We start from the raw sequence: 17,482 nt of genomic DNA on the forward strand, positions 1-17,482 counted from the left end.
CGGGCTATTCCTTTACCCGGGGTCTTCGGGCCTTTTTCAGGTATTTCTCCCGGATTATATCCTGGACATGTTTATCGTAGATTTTGCTCTCCAGCCAGCTAACCACATCAAGGTAAGCAAAAGCACGGCCCTCCAGCCGGTCCTTCGGTAACTTTTTCAGTTGGTTGAGTAACTTAACGAATTCCGGTTTTATGGATTTGGTATTGAAATGGGAGGAGTTTTTCAAAAATGCCAGCATGGCCATCTCCACCCGGCTGATATTCTCCATTTTCAACATGTAACGGTACACCGACTTGATCAGATATTCCATCAGCTCAAAATTTCCCAGCTCATAATGAGCGATGAGATGAAGTAAACGGGAATAGCTTTGAAGATCTGAACGCAGGTCGTCTTTCTGATTGATGATCCGGTTCAGGTACTCGATGGTTTTCGCGTTGTTTCCGCTGCCAAAGTACAGGCTGGCAATTTTATAATAAAAGACCATTACCCGGTGGCGGTCCAGGTATTTCTCATATTTCACCAGCATCCGTTCCAGGAAAGGAACCATTTTAAGTCCCTTTGTAAAAGTGCCTTCCAGAAAATGCAGGTTGATGACAGCCGTATACAAGTAAACATAAACAACAATCCGGTTGTTTTCGCTTTGTTGTACAAGGCTGCTTTGAGCAAACTTTTTAAACCGTTGAATACAAGCGGCAAGTTTCTCATCATTCATCAGGTCGAAATGCGCGCTCATGAGGTTGTGCATACCTTTGGCATACATTGCAGTCTCAGCAGCGATCATTTTCGGATCTTCTTCAAAAAGATCCACCCATTTTTTGCTGTAGCGGTAGTAGGACAAAAAATCAAGCCTGATGAAAGCGTACCAGACATGGCATTGAAACAAATATATTTTTTCATAAAAACTTTCTCCCAGCATGCCGGGTGATGGCAGGTTGCTTTCAAAGAATTGCTGAACATTTTCGAGGTCTCCGATATTGCGGGCATGACCGTGCTGAATATACCAACTATACAGTTGAAGGTTCAAATTGGATAGCCGGTTAGTATTCTGAAGGATCCGGTTTACGTTTTCGGCCTCCCTGGTAAGTTCAGCAGCCCTGTTTTGAAGGCTCCTGGTGATATATAATGCCTCTATCTTTTTTTCAAAAAATAATGCCTGCTGCAGGTAGGTCTGCTGGTTATAGTCCGATGCCGTCTCCCTTATTTTTTCCAGTATTTTCAGAACCTGCAGGTACAGCCCTTTGTTGTACAAGATCCGGGCGTAATCCAGCATTTCGCGAAGTTGGATATCGATATTGTTGTAATTTTTAAGGAATCTGAGGCTCGAAAGAATCTGCTTCTGCAGCAGGGCTTTAGTATTGGACAATTGCAGCTTGCTTACTGATGGCACCTTTTTCAGGAGAACCGTCTCGTCATAATCGGCCATTTTGTCCAGCGCATTGAAGAGTTGCATAGTTTTCAGGCTTTCAGTTCCTGAATTTCTTTTTACAAACAGTTTCAAATTGCGCTTTTCGCTCTTTTCAAGGGATTTGATCAACTGAAACAGGGCATCCGTACTTTTACTGGGCATCGTAAATTTGTCCGATTTTAATCTCTGGTTTTCAATATATTACGACAAATATACGATTTTTATAAGACGTAATTGTATCGGTAAATTAGTTTTACCACAGGTGTGGGAATGCCTAATTTTAGGACCGGAAATAATATTAGCGCATCTTTGTCGGTTAACAGGCCCCGAATTTTCGCAAAAATTTTTAATTTTCAACGATTTAGATATGGCTCAAGATAAGGTCGATATTTTTGATACGACGCTCAGGGACGGGGAACAGGTCCCGGGTTGTAAGTTGAATACAGAAGAAAAAATTAAGCTTGCTTTAAGGCTGGAGGAGTTAGGTGTGGATATTATTGAAGCGGGGTTTCCTGTATCCAGTCCGGGTGATTTCAGGTCAGTACACGAAATTTCCCGGGTTATCAAAAATGCGACCGTGGCGGGGTTAACCCGGGCTGTTGAAAATGATATCCGGGTGGCCGGGGAAGCTTTGAAGCCTGCTGTTCACCCACGGATCCATACGGGAATCGGAGCGTCTGATAATCATATTCATTATAAATTTAATTCAACGCGTGAAGAAGTGCTTCGGCGGGGTGTTGAAGCTGTGAAGATGGCCCGTAACTATGTGGCCGAAGTGGAGTTTTACGCGGAAGACGCCGGCCGTGCCGATCTGGATTTTCTTGCCCGGATGGTGGAGGCCACGATCGATGCGGGTGCCAGGGTAATCAATATTCCTGACACAACCGGTTTTTGCCTTCCTCATCAATACCAGGAAAAGATTGCATTCCTGATGAACAAGGTGCCAAACATTGATAAAGCCATCCTTTCCTGCCACTGTCATAATGACCTGGGACTGGCCACGGCGAACTCCATTGCCGGCGCGATCGCCGGAGCGAGGCAAATCGAATGCACGATTAACGGAATCGGAGAAAGGGCCGGGAACACTTCTTTGGAAGAAGTGGTCATGACCATCAAGAAGCATCCGGAACTGAACTTATATACAGATGTGAAGACCTCCCGCCTGCTGGCCATGAGCCAACTGGTATCTGATACCATGCGGATGGTTGTCCAGCCAAATAAAGCGGTCGTCGGTGACAATGCCTATTCCCATTCGTCCGGTATTCACCAGGATGGATTTCTGAAAGAGGCAACCACTTACGAAATCATAGCGCCGCATGAAGTGGGCGCTGATATGTCGCGGATCGTTCTGACAGCCAGAAGCGGTCGCAGTGCACTGGCCTATCGGTTCAAAAACCTGGGTTACGATTTCGACAGGAACCAGGTGGATATCTTGTATGCGCAGTTCCTCAATATAGCCGATGCTAAAAAGGAAGTGGATGACGGCGATTTGAGGGAACTGGCCGAAAAAGTGATCGTCTCGGCGTGACCCGCCATTGCATCAAATTTAAAAAAAAGATGTGTGAAAATGGTGACAAGCCCGGATTGAATGCAGCCGGCAAGTCAGGACTGTTTTTTTTGATGAGCAAGTATTTTAAATCATAAACTATCAGCTATTACAATATCATATTAAAGAATGTTACGGTACACCAATCCGGAAAATATGAGCTGAATAATATTTCACTCAGGCTAGCGGCTGGCGAACATCTCGCGGTTTTCGGTCCGGGTGGAAGCGGTAAAACCCTTCTAGCCAAAGCCCTGAAGGGATCAGTTTTTCACACAGGGAGTGTGGCTTACAGCCGGAAAGGACAGGTTGGTAAACCCAGGGTAGCGTTAGTGCCCGCCACGCATACACTTAAGAATCTTTCGAATCGTACAGACTTTTATTACCAGCAACGTTTTAACAGTTTTGATGCGGATGATACGATAACCCTGAGGGAGGAATTACTTAAGAAAGGAGCTGAAGAAGAGATTATCAACTGGCTTAATAAGTTTCAACTGCTTCACAGGATCGATTCACCATTGATCCAGCTTTCAAATGGTGAACTGAAAAAGACCCAGTTGATCAGCTATCTGCTTGACCGCCCCGAAGTGCTGATCCTGGATGAGGCGTTCAACGGCCTGGATGCAGAGAGCAGGAAGGTATTGCACCGGGTCATCAATGAACTTGCGGGGAGCGGCGTTACGATCATACTGATCACTGATACCCACGAGCTGCCATCCTGCATCACGCATTTTGCGGAGCTGGGCCTTGGGAAGCTCGTAAATTTCGGACCGATAAGCAGGCTGGGTTACCTGGGCTATCATATCAATACCCGTTTTGGTGAGGCAAGCCCCTCTGTAAGCCAGGCATTTCATATCGGGCCTGTCATTCAGATGATGGGAGTTAACGTTTCTTATGGAAAAAAACGAGTATTGGAGAATATTCACTGGCAGGTGATGCCGGGAGAATGCTGGCTGGTAAAAGGTCCCAATGGCGCGGGGAAATCCACTTTGCTAAGCCTGATCAATGCGGACCACCCACAGGGCTATTCGCAGCCATTAAGTTTATTTGGCAGAAAAAGGGGAACAGGCGAGAGCATCTGGGATATCAAAAAAAAGATCGGATTTGTTTCACCTGAACAACATAGTTTTTTTGATAAGAGCATTACCGTTTTTCAGACCATCGCCTCGGGCTTTTTTGACACGATGGGCTTATATAAAAAGTTAAATCCATTCCAAACTGATAAGGTTAACGAATGGATTCATTATTTTTCGCTCTCGGCAAAGGCCGGTTTGCCGTTGTCCTCGCTTTCTTTCAGTGAGCAACGGTTAGTTTTTATCGCGAGAGCCATGGTAAAGAGTCCGCTGATTCTTGCTATGGATGAACCCTGTCAGGGACTTGATGACTACCAGAGAAGGAAAATAATCGCGCTGGTGGATGAATTATACAAGAAAGCAGGCATGACGCTGCTCTTCATTAGTCATTATGAAGAAGACGTCCCTTCCTGCGTGAAATACGTCCTGGAACTGGAAAATGGCCGGGCGGGGACAAGGATTTTCAGAAGTAAAAAAATCAGAATACTACAAGAATTATAAAATGAACAGCTCAGTAACAAAAAAAATTGCCGTCATTGAAGGTGATGGTATTGGCCCGGAGGTCACCCAGCAGGCCATTAAGGTATTGAATGCGATAAGCGAACAATTTGGTCACCAATTTGAATACACGCAAGTGTTAATGGGAGCATGCGCGATTGATAAGACAGGTGTTCCCTTACCGGATGAAACCATCGAAACCTGTTTGAAAAGCGATGCCGTTTTACTTGGTGCGATCGGCGATCCTAAGTACGACAATGATCCGACGGCAAAAGTAAGACCTGAGCAGGGATTGCTGAAGCTCAGAAAATCACTCGAATTATTTGCCAATATCCGGCCGGTAAATACTTATCCCGCTTTACAACATCTGTCTCCATTAAAACCCAAGAATATGGAGGGCGTGGATTTTATCATTTACAGGGAGCTCACCGGAGGTATTTATTTTGGTAAAAAGGAAACCAGCGCTGATGGCAATCAGGCATCGGACGATTGTGTGTACCACCGCGATGAAATAGAGAGAATTGCGAGGCTGGCCTTTCAGCATGCGGGGAAAAGGAATAAGAAACTGACGCTGGTCGATAAGGCGAATGTACTGGAAACATCGAGGCTGTGGCGAAAGGTGGTTCAGGAAATGGCCTCGGAGTTTCCTGATATCAAAGTGGATTACCTGTTTGTGGACAATGCCGCTATGCAGATCATTGTGAACCCCAAACAATTTGATGTGATGCTCACGGAAAACATGTTTGGCGACATCCTCAGTGATGAGGCCAGTGTTATCAGCGGGTCGTTGGGTATGCTGCCCTCGTCTTCCGTGGGAAGCAAGGTGGCTCTTTTTGAACCTATTCACGGGTCCTACCCCCAGGCAGCCGGTAAGAACATTGCAAACCCGGTTGGTTCTATACTTTCAGCAGCATTGCTGCTGGATCATTTCAACCTCACAGATGAAGCTGCGCTTGTGAGAGAAGGAGTGAGCTGGGCGCTGCAAAGCGGGTTCGTTACGCGTGATATCGACCCGGTGAATTCCTATTCTACCAGTTCCGTTGGCGACCTGGTCAGCGACTTTGTAGCAGGCAGGGTACCCGGGTCCCCCAAGAGCGAGAATATCCTGGCAAGAAAATCAACCATTATCTGATTCATAAATTCCGGGGTGAAAGAATATATCCCGGACCAAATGAAAAAATTCAAAATATGTCTGAAACAAATAAATACAGTAAAACGCTAACACAGGATGAAACCCAGCCGGCGGCACAGGCTATGTATTATGCGATCGGGTTTAAAGATGAGGACTTCAAAAAACCTCAGGTAGGTATCGCCAGTATGGGATGGGATGGTAATCCCTGCAATATGCACCTGAATGATCTGGCTACTGAGGTCAGGAAAAGCGTGAATGACAGCGGATTGGTAGGTTTGCGTTTTTATACCATCGGGGTTAGTGATGGCATCAGTATGGGTACCGATGGCATGCGGTACAGCCTGGTAAGTCGGGAGGTTATTGCGGACAGTATCGAAACGAATGCGGGCGCACAATATTATGACGGACTTATATGTATTCCCGGGTGTGATAAAAATATGCCTGGTTCCCTGATCGCGATGGCCAGGCTGAACAGACCATCCATCATGTTGTATGGCGGAACAATCGCGCCGGGACATTATCACGGGGAAGAACTCAATATAGTATCTGCGTTTGAAGCACTTGGGCAAAAGATTGCGGGCGACCTGAGTGAAGGCGATTTCAGGGGGATTGTAAGGAATGCCTGCCCTGGTGCCGGTGCCTGCGGAGGTATGTACACGGCTAACACCATGGCGAGCGCAATTGAGGCCATGGGGATGAGCCTGCCGAATTCATCGTCGAACCCCGCACTCAGCGCGGACAAACAAAAAGAATGTGAAGCGGTTGGGGAAGCCATGAAAAATCTTTTGGAAAAAGATATCAAGCCCGGGGATATCATGACACGCGAAGCGTTTGAAAACGCGATCACGGTGGTGATCGTCCTGGGAGGCAGCACCAATGCCGTTTTACACCTGATAGCTATGGCTAAAGCGATGGGCGTGGATATCACCATTGATGACTTCCAGCGAATCAGTGATAAAACTCCGGTGCTGGCAGATTTTAAACCCAGCGGTAAGCATCTGATGGCAGACCTGCACCAGCACGGAGGTGTTCCCGCGGTTATGAAATATTTACTTGAAAATAATATGTTGCACGGGCATTGCCTTACGGTGACTGGAAAAACGGTGGCGGAAAATTTACAAAGCGCTCCCGCACTGGATTTCGAAAAGCAGGACATCATTCAGCCGCTCAACAAACCCCTGAAAGCGACCGGACATCTGCAGATTCTTTATGGTAACCTGGCTACCGGGGGAAGTGTGGCGAAGATCAGTGGCAAAGAAGGTGAGAAATTTGAAGGTACAGCCCGCGTATTTGATGGTGAGCATTCGGTAATCAAGGGTATCTCAGAAGGCAGGGTACACGCCGGAGATGTTGTGGTTATCCGGAATATCGGGCCGAAAGGCGCGCCGGGAATGCCTGAAATGCTTAAGCCAACGGGAGCCATCATCGGCGCCGGATTGGGAAAAACAGTCGCGTTGATCACAGATGGCCGTTTTAGCGGCGGGACCCATGGTTTTGTGGTAGGACATATTACACCTGAAGCTGTGGAGGGGGGGCTAATCGGACTGGTTGAGGATAATGATATCATTGAAATTGATGCGACAAAAAATACTATTACGTTAAAAGTACCTGAAGAGGTAATTAATGAACGGAGGAAACAGTGGAAAAAACCGGAGCCAAAAGCTAAGAGCGGGGTATTGTATAAATATTCTCTGCTGGTTCAGGATGCTTCCCACGGATGTGTCACCGACGCCTCAGGCAACTGAGGAACCGTGCTAAGAAAACGGTGACTCAGCCTGCCTCTTAAATCTTTACCGCCGTTGTGTGCACCTGCGGTGACGACGATGGAAGTTGAAGGAGGTATGCGCCTTGGAGGCTTCAGGAAAGATCAATAAACAAATTCAATGTATAATTCAAATAATTAAAAATGGAAACAACGACTATAAAAAAACAAACCGACGCCAGGGAAGAGGCAACCGGTTCAACGCAAACCCAGGAAAAAGAACTAAAATCGCTAAAGGGTAGTGAGGCTGTGATTGAAGCCTTGCTCGCCGAGAAAGTAACTACGATATTCGGATATCCGGGAGGAGCCATCATGCCGATTTATGATGCATTGTATGACTACATGGATAAGGTGAAACATATTCTGGTAAGGCATGAGCAGGGCGCTATTCACGCGGCCCAGGGATTTGCCAGGGCCAGTGGGAAGACCGGTGTGGTTTTCGCGACGAGCGGTCCGGGCGCCACCAACCTGGTTACCGGTCTGGCTGATGCCATGATCGACTCCACCCCATTGGTGTGTATCACGGGGCAGGTTTTCGCACATCTGCTGGGCACAGATGCATTTCAGGAAACAGATGTAATTAACATCACAGCGCCGGTTACCAAATGGAATTACCAGGTTACCAACGCTGAAGAAATTCCGGAAGCACTGGCTAAAGCCTTCTTTATCGCCAAAAGTGGCCGGCCAGGACCAGTGCTGATAGATATAACCAAGAATGCACAGATTCAGGAATTTGAATTCAGTGGATATAAAAAATGCAACCATATCCGCAGTTACCGGCCAAAGCCTTTTGTGCGGAAAGAGTACATCAGGAAAGCTGCGGAGCTGATCAATTCAGCTAAAAAACCGCTCGTGGTTTTCGGGCAGGGCGTTATACTGGGTAAAGCTGAAAAAGAGTTTAAAGCCTTCATTGAAAAAGGAGGACTTCCTGCTGCGTGGACGCTGCTCGGCCTGAGCGCTATTCCTTCCGACCACCCGCTGAACGTGGGTATGCTGGGCATGCACGGAAATTATGGCCCAAATGTACTTACCAACGAATGCGATGTGCTCATTGCTGTGGGTATGCGCTTTGATGACCGTGTAACCGGACGCCTGGACAAATATGCCAAACAGGCCAAGGTGATCCACCTGGATATTGATCCGGCTGAGATCGATAAGAATGTGAAAACGACCGTACCGGTTTGGGGAGATTGCCGGGAAACATTGCCCCTGCTCACCGCGCTGATTGAACAAAAGGACCATAAAGAATGGCTGGCCAAATTTGGCGAGTATGCCAAAGAAGAAGATAAGATTTGTATTCAGCCGGAGATGCATCCCGAGACGGAGGTCATGTCGATGGCGGAGGTGATCGAAGCGATGAATGAACTTACCGGGGGTGAAGCTATCGTGGTTACGGATGTGGGACAACATCAGATGGTTGCCTGTCGCTATGCGAAGTTGAACAATACTAAAAGCAATATTACTTCAGGCGGACTGGGTACCATGGGCTTTGGCTTGCCCGCAGCAGTGGGTGCTTGTTTTGGTGCGCCAGAGAGGCAGGTTATTGCCATTATGGGAGACGGGGGATTCCAGATGACCCTGCAGGAGCTGGGCACCATCATGCAGTTCGATGTACCGGTTAAGATGCTCATCCTGAATAACGAGTTCCTGGGCATGGTGCGGCAGTGGCAACAATTATTCAATGACAGGAGATATTCCTTTGTAAATATTACCAGCCCGGATTTTGTGGCGCTCGCTAAGTCTTATGGAATTGCCGGGAACAGTATCGACAGGCGCGAGACCCTGAAGGAAGCGCTGAAGGCCATGCTGGATCATGAAGGTTCTTATTTGCTGGAAGTGAAGGTTGGAAAAGAAAACAACGTATTTCCTATGGTACCGCAAGGTAGCAGCGTCAGCGAAATCAGATTGAAGTAAATATCTCTAACCATTGAAAAAATAAAAATTAATAAATGAAGCAGGAATATACCCTTACAGTATACGCAGAGAACCATATCGGTTTACTATCGCGTATCGCCATTATCTTTACTAGAAGAAAGATCAATGTGGAAAGTCTCAATACATCTCCCTCGGAAATTGAGGGGATCCATCGGTTTAATATCGTTATCTCTGAAACAGAAGATGTCGTGAAAAAACTTTGCCGGCAGTTAGAAAAACAGGTCGAAGTGCTGAAGGCTTATTACAACGTAGAGGAGGAGATCATCTGGCAGGAGCTGGCGCTGTTCAAAGTGCCCACCCGCGAGGTTACCGAGAAAATGAGTGTGGAACGGATTCTGAGAAAGTATGGAGCACGTGTGGTGGCCATTAGAAAAGATTATACCGTATTTGAATCCACCGGGCACAGAGAGGAAACCAATAAACTGATCGAAGTATTAGGAGGTTATGGCCTGATCGAGTTTGTACGCAGCGGCAGGGTGGCTATCATTAAAGCCAGCGAAGGCTTCCACAAAAAAATCAAGGAATTCGAGTCAAGGCAACCTCATGAGGAAGTTGTGGAAAACGAATTTCTCTCTGAACAGGACCAGGTTTTTTCTATGTAAAGGGTCCCGAGACCAACAGCGTGACCAGGGAAGTCATTTAAAAAGAATTACCAAAAATAGTAATAAGAACAACTGTAATCAATGCGTAACCGCGGATCGCGCGACGATCGTGCAGCACGCAAAAAATCAAAAATCAAAAATGGCAAAATTAAATTTTGGCGGCGTTGAAGAAAACGTTGTAACCAGGGAAGAATTTCCTTTAAGTAAAGCACAGGAAATTTTGAAGAATGAGACAGTGGCTGTCATTGGCTACGGCGTACAGGGTCCGGGTCAGGCGCTGAACCAGAAAGATAACGGAATTAACGTTATCGTAGGTCAGCGTAAAAATTCAAAAACCTGGGAAAAAGCTGTTGCTGACGGCTGGGTACCGGGCCAGACCTTGTTTGAAATTGAAGAAGCGCTCCAACGCGGCACGATCATTTGTTATTTATTGAGCGATGCTGCACAAATTGCACTTTGGCCTACCGTTAAAAAATATCTGACACCGGGCAAGGCACTCTATTTCTCTCACGGCTTTGGAATTACATTCAATGAGCAAACCGGCATCATTCCACCTAAAGACGTGGATGTAGTTCTGGTTGCACCTAAAGGGTCCGGGACATCGCTGCGCAGGATGTTTTTGCAAGGCCGGGGGCTTAACAGCTCCTATGCAATCTACCAGGATGCAACCGGCAAGGCCTTCGATCGCGTGATCGCACTGGGCATCGCCGTAGGAAGTGGGTATCTGTTTGAAACCGATTTCAGAAAAGAAGTGTATAGCGACCTGACCGGCGAGCGCGGCACGTTGATGGGCGCCATCCAGGGAATTTTCGCAGCACAGTATGAAACCCTGCGTTCAAACGGACACAGCCCCTCAGAAGCTTTCAACGAAACCGTTGAAGAACTTACTCAATCGCTGATGCCGCTGGTCGCCGAAAACGGTATGGACTGGATGTACGCAAACTGTTCTACCACAGCGCAGCGGGGGGCGCTGGATTGGTGGAAGCGATTTAAAGACGCCACTCAACCTGTCTTCAATGAACTGTATCAAAGTGTGGCATCCGGAAAAGAAAGCCAACGCTCTATTGATAGCAACTCTCAGCCGGATTACCGGGAGAAACTGGAAAAGGAACTGGCTGAATTGCGGGAAAGCGAAATGTGGCAGGCGGGCAAAACCGTGAGAAGCCTGCGGCCGGAGAACCAGGACGTCTGAGCATTCATTCAAACGCTGAAGAAATGCGAGGCGGTTCGTCTCGCATTTTTGATTTCGGTAAACCAATGCTTCTTTCCTTCCGGCGGAAATAAATCAATCTTGCCGGAACGATTCAGGTGGTCGGCTGTTGAAGTAGAGACGGTCTCTGTGAATAGTTCAGGATTGGCCATTTTTGAAAGGTTGCCAATAGTCCGGAAGTAATTTTCCAAAGCTTCCCAAAGCAGGCGGGGACACCCGGGGGTTGGCTCTGCCGTGTGACAAATAATTATGATTGAAATTGAAACATTAAAACATCAGGATATAGACGTATCCGGTGCTGCAAAGCGACTGGCTAATATTGTTCAGCGGACGCCCCTGCAACTGAACGCTAATTTGTCGCGCAAACATCAGTGTCAGGTATTTCTGAAAAGAGAGGACCTGCAGGTTGTACGTTCCTACAAGATCCGGGGGGCATATAATCTCATCAGTACCCTGCCGGCCGAAAATTTGAGCAACGGCGTGGTTTGCGCCAGCGCCGGTAACCATGCGCAGGGCGTTGCATATAGTTGCCGTGCCCTGAATATCCGCGGTGTGATTTTTATGCCTACCAGCACACCCCGGCAGAAGATCGTCCAAACCCGGATGTTCGGCGGACAAAATATTGATGTTGTACTAACCGGGGATACCTATGACGACTGCGCACAAGCTGCTATTCAATACGCACAGGAACGCGGCATGTCATTTGTGCATCCATTTGATGACCTGAAAATCATAGAAGGCCAGGGAACCGTAGGATTTGAAATCTGGGAAGATCTGAAAGATATTGATTACCTCATTGTACCCATTGGTGGTGGCGGACTGGCGGCCGGAGTGGGCACATTTATTAAATCGGTCAGCCCAAAGACGCAGATCATCGGTGTGGAACCCGAAGGAGCGCCGTCCATGAAAGAAGCCTTTGAAGCGGGGCACCCGGTGGAACTCAGGACCATGGACCGTTTTGTGGATGGGGCGGCAGTAAAAAGAGTAGGAGAGATTACCTACCGGATTTGCAGGGAGGTTTTGAGTGAAGTCGTGCTGGTTCCCGAAGGCAAGATTTGCAGTTCTATTTTAAAAATGTACAATAAGGAGGCTATAGTGGTGGAGCCTGCCGGCGCGCTTTCTACTGCCGCGCTGTATTTCTTAGGAGACAGGATTCGGGGAAAGAACGTGGTTTGCATCGTCAGCGGTAGCAATAACGACATCGACCGGATGCAAGAAATTAAAGAAAGAAGTCTCCAGTATGAAGGCTTCCGCCATTACTTCCTGATCAGTTTTCCACAGCGGCCCGGCGCCCTCAAAGAATTTGTTAACCAGGTACTTGGCCCTGATGACGATATCACCAGGTTTGAGTACATCAAAAAAACGATGAAGGAATATGGCCCGGCGCTTGTGGGTATTGAACTGAAGAACCGGGAAGACTACCCCTCATTGATCCGGCGGATGGAAGAGCGGGGAATCAATTACACGGCATTGAACAAAAATGATACGCTATTCGGATATCTCGTTTAGCCAGGGTGATAGCCTCCGGCCAGATCCGGTGTCACTAGTTTGTAATAAATGGGGGACCCCAACTTCCGGAGGTATTATGGAATTATTGAATTTCAATTATTTATATTAAAAAACCTCTAAAAAGCTTGGAGCAAGTTTGCAGAATGTGTATTTTTTTTAGGAATTTGTTATATATTTGTAAAAGAGGGTAATTTTTTATTACCTTACACTGCTTCGACTGCCCACCCCATTGTGAAAACCTTAAAATTAATTAAATTATAGTAGCGTACTTATGACAGAAAAACAAGGACTATACGACCCTTCATTTGAGCGGGATGCCTGTGGTATTGGATTTGTAGCGAATATCAAGGGTAATAAAAACCATCAAACGATTTCTGATGCCCTTACAATTCTCGAAAACATGGAACACCGGGGAGCCTGTGGATGTGAACCTACCACAGGTGATGGCGCCGGTATCATGATTCAGATTCCGCATGAGTTTTTTTACGATGAATGTCTTCAGCTGGAGATCACGCTGCCCGACGCCGAGCAATATGCCGTGGGCATGATATTTTTTCCCAAAGAGATCAGATTAAGGGAAGAATGCCGCGATATTTTAAGCCGCGCCGCTGATAAAATGGGTATGAAAGTACTTGGCTGGAGGAATGTTCCTTCCAGGAGCCAGGGCATCGGACCTTCTGCCCTTAGTGTGGAGCCCGACATTGAACAGGTGTTCATTGAACGACCGGCAAATATTACAGACGCTGACGAGTTTGAAAGAAAATTATTTGTCCTCCGTAAATACGTTACGCATATTACCAGTGCGGCTGTAAAGAAAGATCCCATCGGATTTTATGTAGCTTCACTATCCTGCCGTACCATCATTTACAAAGGCCAGCTCACGAGCATGCAGGTGCGTGAGTATTATACAGATTTGTCAGACAAGAGGGTGGTAAGTGCATTCGGACTTATTCATTCCAGGTTTGCCACCAATACCTTCCCTTCGTGGAAACTGGCCCAGCCTTTCCGTTTTATTGCCCACAACGGGGAAATTAATACACTACAGGGAAATCTAAACTGGTTGCGCTCGGGTGAGTCAAGTTTTGAATCGCCTTTGTTTACCAGGGAGGAAATGGATATGCTTGTTCCCATCGTGAGTAACGTAAAAAGTGACTCCGCATGTCTGGACAACATGATAGAACTCCTGTCTCTGGCAGGCAGATCCCTGCCGCATGTGATGATGATGCTGATCCCTGAAGCCTGGGATGGCAATGAGGACATGGATCCGGCTAAAAAAGCTTTTTACGAGTTTCACGCCTCGCTGATGGAGCCTTGGGACGGACCGGCTTCTATTTCATTTACCGACGGAAAAATAATCGGAGCAACGCTCGACCGGAATGGTTTAAGACCTTCGCGTTATTGTGTAACAAGGGATGATCGTGTGATCATGTCCTCAGAGACGGGCACGCTTCCCGTGGATCAGAGCATGATCCTGGAAAAGGGGAGATTACAGCCGGGTCGGATGTTTGTCGTGGATATGGAGCAGGGTCGCATTATCAGCGATGAAGAGCTGAAACAACAGATTTGCCGGCAAAGACCCTATAGCGACTGGCTGAATAAGCATAAGATCAGGTTAAGTGAGTTGCCCGAGCCCCGTGTCATGTTTACGAATCTGAGTACAGATCAGGTGTTTAAATATCAGAAAGCATTTGGATACACGTCTGAAGACCTTGAGGACTTGCTGATAAAGATGGCCATCGATGCGAAGGAGCCGATAGGAGCGATGGGTACAGACGTACCGCTTGCGGTATTGAGTGATCAGCCCCAGCATTTGAGTTCATACTTCAAACAATTGTTTGCGCAGGTTACCAACCCGCCAATCGACCCCATCAGAGAACGGATGGTGATGTCGCTGGCAACTTTTGTGGGCAATAACGGAAGTCTGCTGATAGAGGAAGAGCTCGACTGCCACGTGGTGGCTCTCAAACAACCGGTTCTCACGAATTACGAGCTGGAAAAATTAAGAAGTATTGATACCGGCAGATTCCAGGCGAAGACCCTGCAATGCTATTTTTTGGCTGATGGCAAACCGGGTTCCCTGGAGAGAGGGGTGGAAAGGATCTGTAAATATTCGGAAGATGCCGTCAACGACGGTTTTGAAGTGATTGTACTGCAGGACAGGGCCATCGACAGTGATCATGCCGCTATCCCCAGCCTGCTGGCTGTGGCAGCCGTACACCATCACCTGATCCGGAAAGGACTGCGCGGGAAAGTGGGGTTGGTCGTAGAAGCCGGCGATGTTTGGGAAGTTCACCATTTTGCCTGTCTCCTTGGGTTTGGCGCAACAGCCATCAACCCGTACCTGGCGTTTTCTTCTATCCGGACGATGAAAGAAAGCGGTAAGATCAATACTGATTTGACTGCGGAGAAGCTGGAGAAAAACTATATCAAAGCCATCAGCGATGGGCTGCTGAAAGTTTTTTCAAAAATGGGAATTTCCACACTCCAGTCTTATCAGGGTGCACAAATTTTTGAGATCATCGGGATCAACCGGGCTGTCGTGGATCGTTATTTTACCGGCACAACCTCCAGGATCGAAGGTATTGGCCTGGATGAGCTGGCACAGGAGAGCCTTGCAAAACACAGGTTTGCCTACAGCAAGAAGGACGTACCCGTGGATTTGTTACCTGCCGGTGGGGTATATCAATGGAAAAGGAAAGGTGAGGCGCACATGTTTAACCCTCAGACCATCCACCTGTTGCAGCATTCGACCAAAATGAACGATTACGGCATGTTTAAGAAATACAGCCGTCTGATCGACGAACAGGGAGAGAAAGCAATTACCCTGAGAAGTCTTTTCGATTTTAAACGCACCCGGCCTTCCATTCCAATTGAGGAAGTGGAACCGGCAGAGAAAATATACAAAAGGTTTGCAACCGGAGCTATGAGTTTTGGTTCCATCAGTTGGGAAGCACATACCACGCTGGCAATCGCCATGAACCGGATCGGCGGCAAAAGCAATACGGGCGAGGGCGGTGAGGACGACCGTCGTTATCAGCCGCTGGAGAATGGGGATAGTATGCGAAGCGCCATCAAACAGGTTGCCAGCGGAAGATTCGGTGTTACGAGCTTGTATCTGACCGAAGCCGATGAGTTGCAGATCAAAATGGCCCAGGGTGCCAAGCCCGGCGAAGGCGGTCAGCTACCTGGTCACAAAGTAGATGATTGGATCGGTAGGACGCGGCATTCCACGCCTGGCGTGGGTTTGATCTCACCGCCTCCCCATCACGATATCTACTCCATTGAAGACCTTGCACAATTGATTTTTGACCTTAAGAATGCCAACCGGCACGCGAGGATCAATGTGAAACTGGTGAGCAAGGCAGGTGTTGGAACGATAGCTGCCGGCGTAACCAAAGCAAAGGCTGATGTAGTGCTGATCTCCGGCTATGACGGAGGAACAGGCGCATCACCGGTGAGCTCGATCCGACATGCAGGTCTGCCCTGGGAAATGGGATTGGCTGAAGCTCATCAGACCCTGGTGAAGAATAAATTAAGAAGCCGCGTGGTTTTGCAAACCGACGGGCAACTTCGTTCGGGCAGGGATATTATGATCGCGGCTTTGCTGGGCGCCGAAGAATGGGGAATAGCCACGGCGGCCCTGATCGTGGAAGGGTGCATCATGATGCGTAAATGCCACCTGAATACCTGTCCCGTGGGTGTGGCCACTCAGAATCCGGAACTCAGAAAGAGATTTACCGGTCAGGTGGACCATGTAGTGAATTTCTTTAAGTTCATTACCCAGGAGCTGAGGGAATGGATGGCAGAACTTGGATTCAGGACAGTAGATGAAATGATCGGGCAAACCAGTGAACTTAAAATGAGAGACGGTATTGATCACTGGAAATATAAAAACCTCGATCTCTCACCGATCCTTTACCAGGAGAAGGAGGAGGCAGGGGTTGGACTCTACTGTAGTGAAGAGCAGGACCACCTGATGCAAAATATCCTGGACTGGCGCTTCCTGGAAGCAGCCAGGCCCGCACTGGAACGCGGCGAGAAAGTAAAGGCAACTTTTGATATACTCAATACAGACCGTACCGCCGGCACCGTCCTGTCGCACGAACTGACAAAGATCTACCGTGGCGAGGGCCTGCCGGATGATACGATCCACCTCAAACTGAATGGTACAGCCGGTCAGAGTTTCGGGGCATTCTGTAACAAGGGTATCACGCTAGAGCTGGAGGGCGATGCCAATGATTATTTTGGAAAGGGGCTAAGTGGTGCACGTCTGGTCACTTACCCGGCTAAAAACGCCGGATTTGTTCCGGAAGAAAATAGCATCATTGGCAATGTGGCGTTTTACGGGGCAACCAGCGGGGAATCCTTTATCAGAGGCAAGGCTGGCGAAAGGTTCGCCGTCAGAAACTCAGGCGCCAACGTTTTAGTGGAAGGCGTTGGGGACCACGGTTGTGAGTACATGACGGGCGGTAAAGTCGTGATACTGGGCGATACCGGCAGAAACTTCGCTGCGGGAATGAGTGGCGGGATAGCCTATGTGTATGATGTGAAACAGCAGTTCGCAAATAACTGCAATATGGAAATGGTTGAATTGGATCCTTTGGACGAGGCGGATACACGTTTCCTTCACGAAATGATTTCAAAGCATTTCGAATATACGGAAAGTACCGTTGCCCGTTTCCTGCTGGAGGACTTTGATAATCAGATCAAAAATTTTGTCAAGGTATTTCCCAGAGATTACAAACGGATCCTGCTGGCGAAGAAAGAGGCGCAGACAGCCGTTTGATAAACGGTTTTGCGTGGGAAGGTGAAC

General features: G+C 47.8%; 11 protein-coding genes. 9 read left to right on the forward strand and 2 right to left on the reverse strand.

All coding sequences use genetic code 11. The features are described 5' to 3' along the window. Positions 1–4: 4 nt before the first annotated feature. Positions 5–1,567 carry a hypothetical protein gene (locus AC3WS5_RS05185; protein ID WP_492466191.1) on the reverse strand — a complete coding sequence of 521 codons (1,563 nt, stop codon included), beginning with the start codon at positions 1,565–1,567 and terminating at the stop codon, positions 5–7. A 205-nt stretch (positions 1,568–1,772) separates the two neighbouring features. Here AC3WS5_RS05185 and AC3WS5_RS05190 point away from each other — a divergent pair, with 205 nt between their 5' ends. The 7 genes from AC3WS5_RS05190 to ilvC all read left to right on the forward strand — a co-directional run bounded on the left by AC3WS5_RS05190 (position 1,773) and on the right by ilvC (position 11,142). Further along, complete coding sequence (locus AC3WS5_RS05190) at positions 1,773–2,933, forward strand: 2-isopropylmalate synthase (protein ID WP_492466192.1); 1,161 nt, start codon at positions 1,773–1,775, stop codon at positions 2,931–2,933. 188 nt (positions 2,934–3,121) lie between these two features. Continuing rightward, entirely contained in the window at positions 3,122–4,522 is a 1,401-nt protein-coding gene (locus AC3WS5_RS05195; RefSeq protein WP_492466470.1) for an ATP-binding cassette domain-containing protein, read from the forward strand. A gap of 1 nt (position 4,523) precedes the next feature. Next, on the forward strand, positions 4,524–5,651 hold the full coding sequence (gene leuB / locus AC3WS5_RS05200) for a 3-isopropylmalate dehydrogenase (RefSeq protein ID WP_492466193.1): 1,128 nt from the start codon (positions 4,524–4,526) through the stop codon (positions 5,649–5,651). Positions 5,652–5,707: 56 nt separating this feature from the next. Then, complete coding sequence (ilvD, locus tag AC3WS5_RS05205) at positions 5,708–7,396, forward strand: dihydroxy-acid dehydratase (protein ID WP_492466194.1); 1,689 nt, start codon at positions 5,708–5,710, stop codon at positions 7,394–7,396. 161 nt (positions 7,397–7,557) lie between these two features. Further along, the gene (gene ilvB / locus AC3WS5_RS05210; protein ID WP_492466195.1) at positions 7,558–9,327 is read left to right on the forward strand and encodes a biosynthetic-type acetolactate synthase large subunit; all 1,770 of its coding nucleotides are present in this window, start codon (positions 7,558–7,560) and stop codon (positions 9,325–9,327) included. Between the two features lie 35 nt (positions 9,328–9,362). Next, positions 9,363–9,950: an acetolactate synthase small subunit gene (ilvN, locus tag AC3WS5_RS05215; RefSeq protein ID WP_492466196.1), complete on the forward strand. Its 588-nt coding sequence runs from the start codon at positions 9,363–9,365 to the stop codon at positions 9,948–9,950. Positions 9,951–10,089: 139 nt separating this feature from the next. Then, on the forward strand, positions 10,090–11,142 hold the full coding sequence (ilvC, locus tag AC3WS5_RS05220; RefSeq protein WP_492466197.1) for a ketol-acid reductoisomerase: 1,053 nt from the start codon (positions 10,090–10,092) through the stop codon (positions 11,140–11,142). Between the two features lie 8 nt (positions 11,143–11,150). On the opposite strand, the gene AC3WS5_RS05225 is transcribed toward ilvC, so the two are convergent. After that, positions 11,151–11,312: a hypothetical protein gene (locus AC3WS5_RS05225; protein WP_492466198.1), complete on the reverse strand. Its 162-nt coding sequence runs from the start codon at positions 11,310–11,312 to the stop codon at positions 11,151–11,153. Positions 11,313–11,409: 97 nt separating this feature from the next. Here AC3WS5_RS05225 and ilvA point away from each other — a divergent pair, with 97 nt between their 5' ends. Together ilvA and gltB are read left to right on the forward strand one after the other, a co-directional pair. Further along, a complete protein-coding gene (gene ilvA / locus AC3WS5_RS05230) occupies positions 11,410–12,669 on the forward strand; it encodes a threonine ammonia-lyase IlvA (RefSeq protein WP_492466199.1) in 1,260 nt (419 codons plus the stop codon). Positions 12,670–12,940: 271 nt separating this feature from the next. After that, positions 12,941–17,455 (forward strand): glutamate synthase large subunit, encoded by a 4,515-nt coding sequence (gltB, locus tag AC3WS5_RS05235; protein WP_492466200.1) that lies wholly within the window; start codon positions 12,941–12,943, stop codon positions 17,453–17,455. Positions 17,456–17,482: the final 27 nt, after the last annotated feature.

It is taken from the genome of Niabella sp. CPT15-335-S11, from assembly GCF_058792415.1.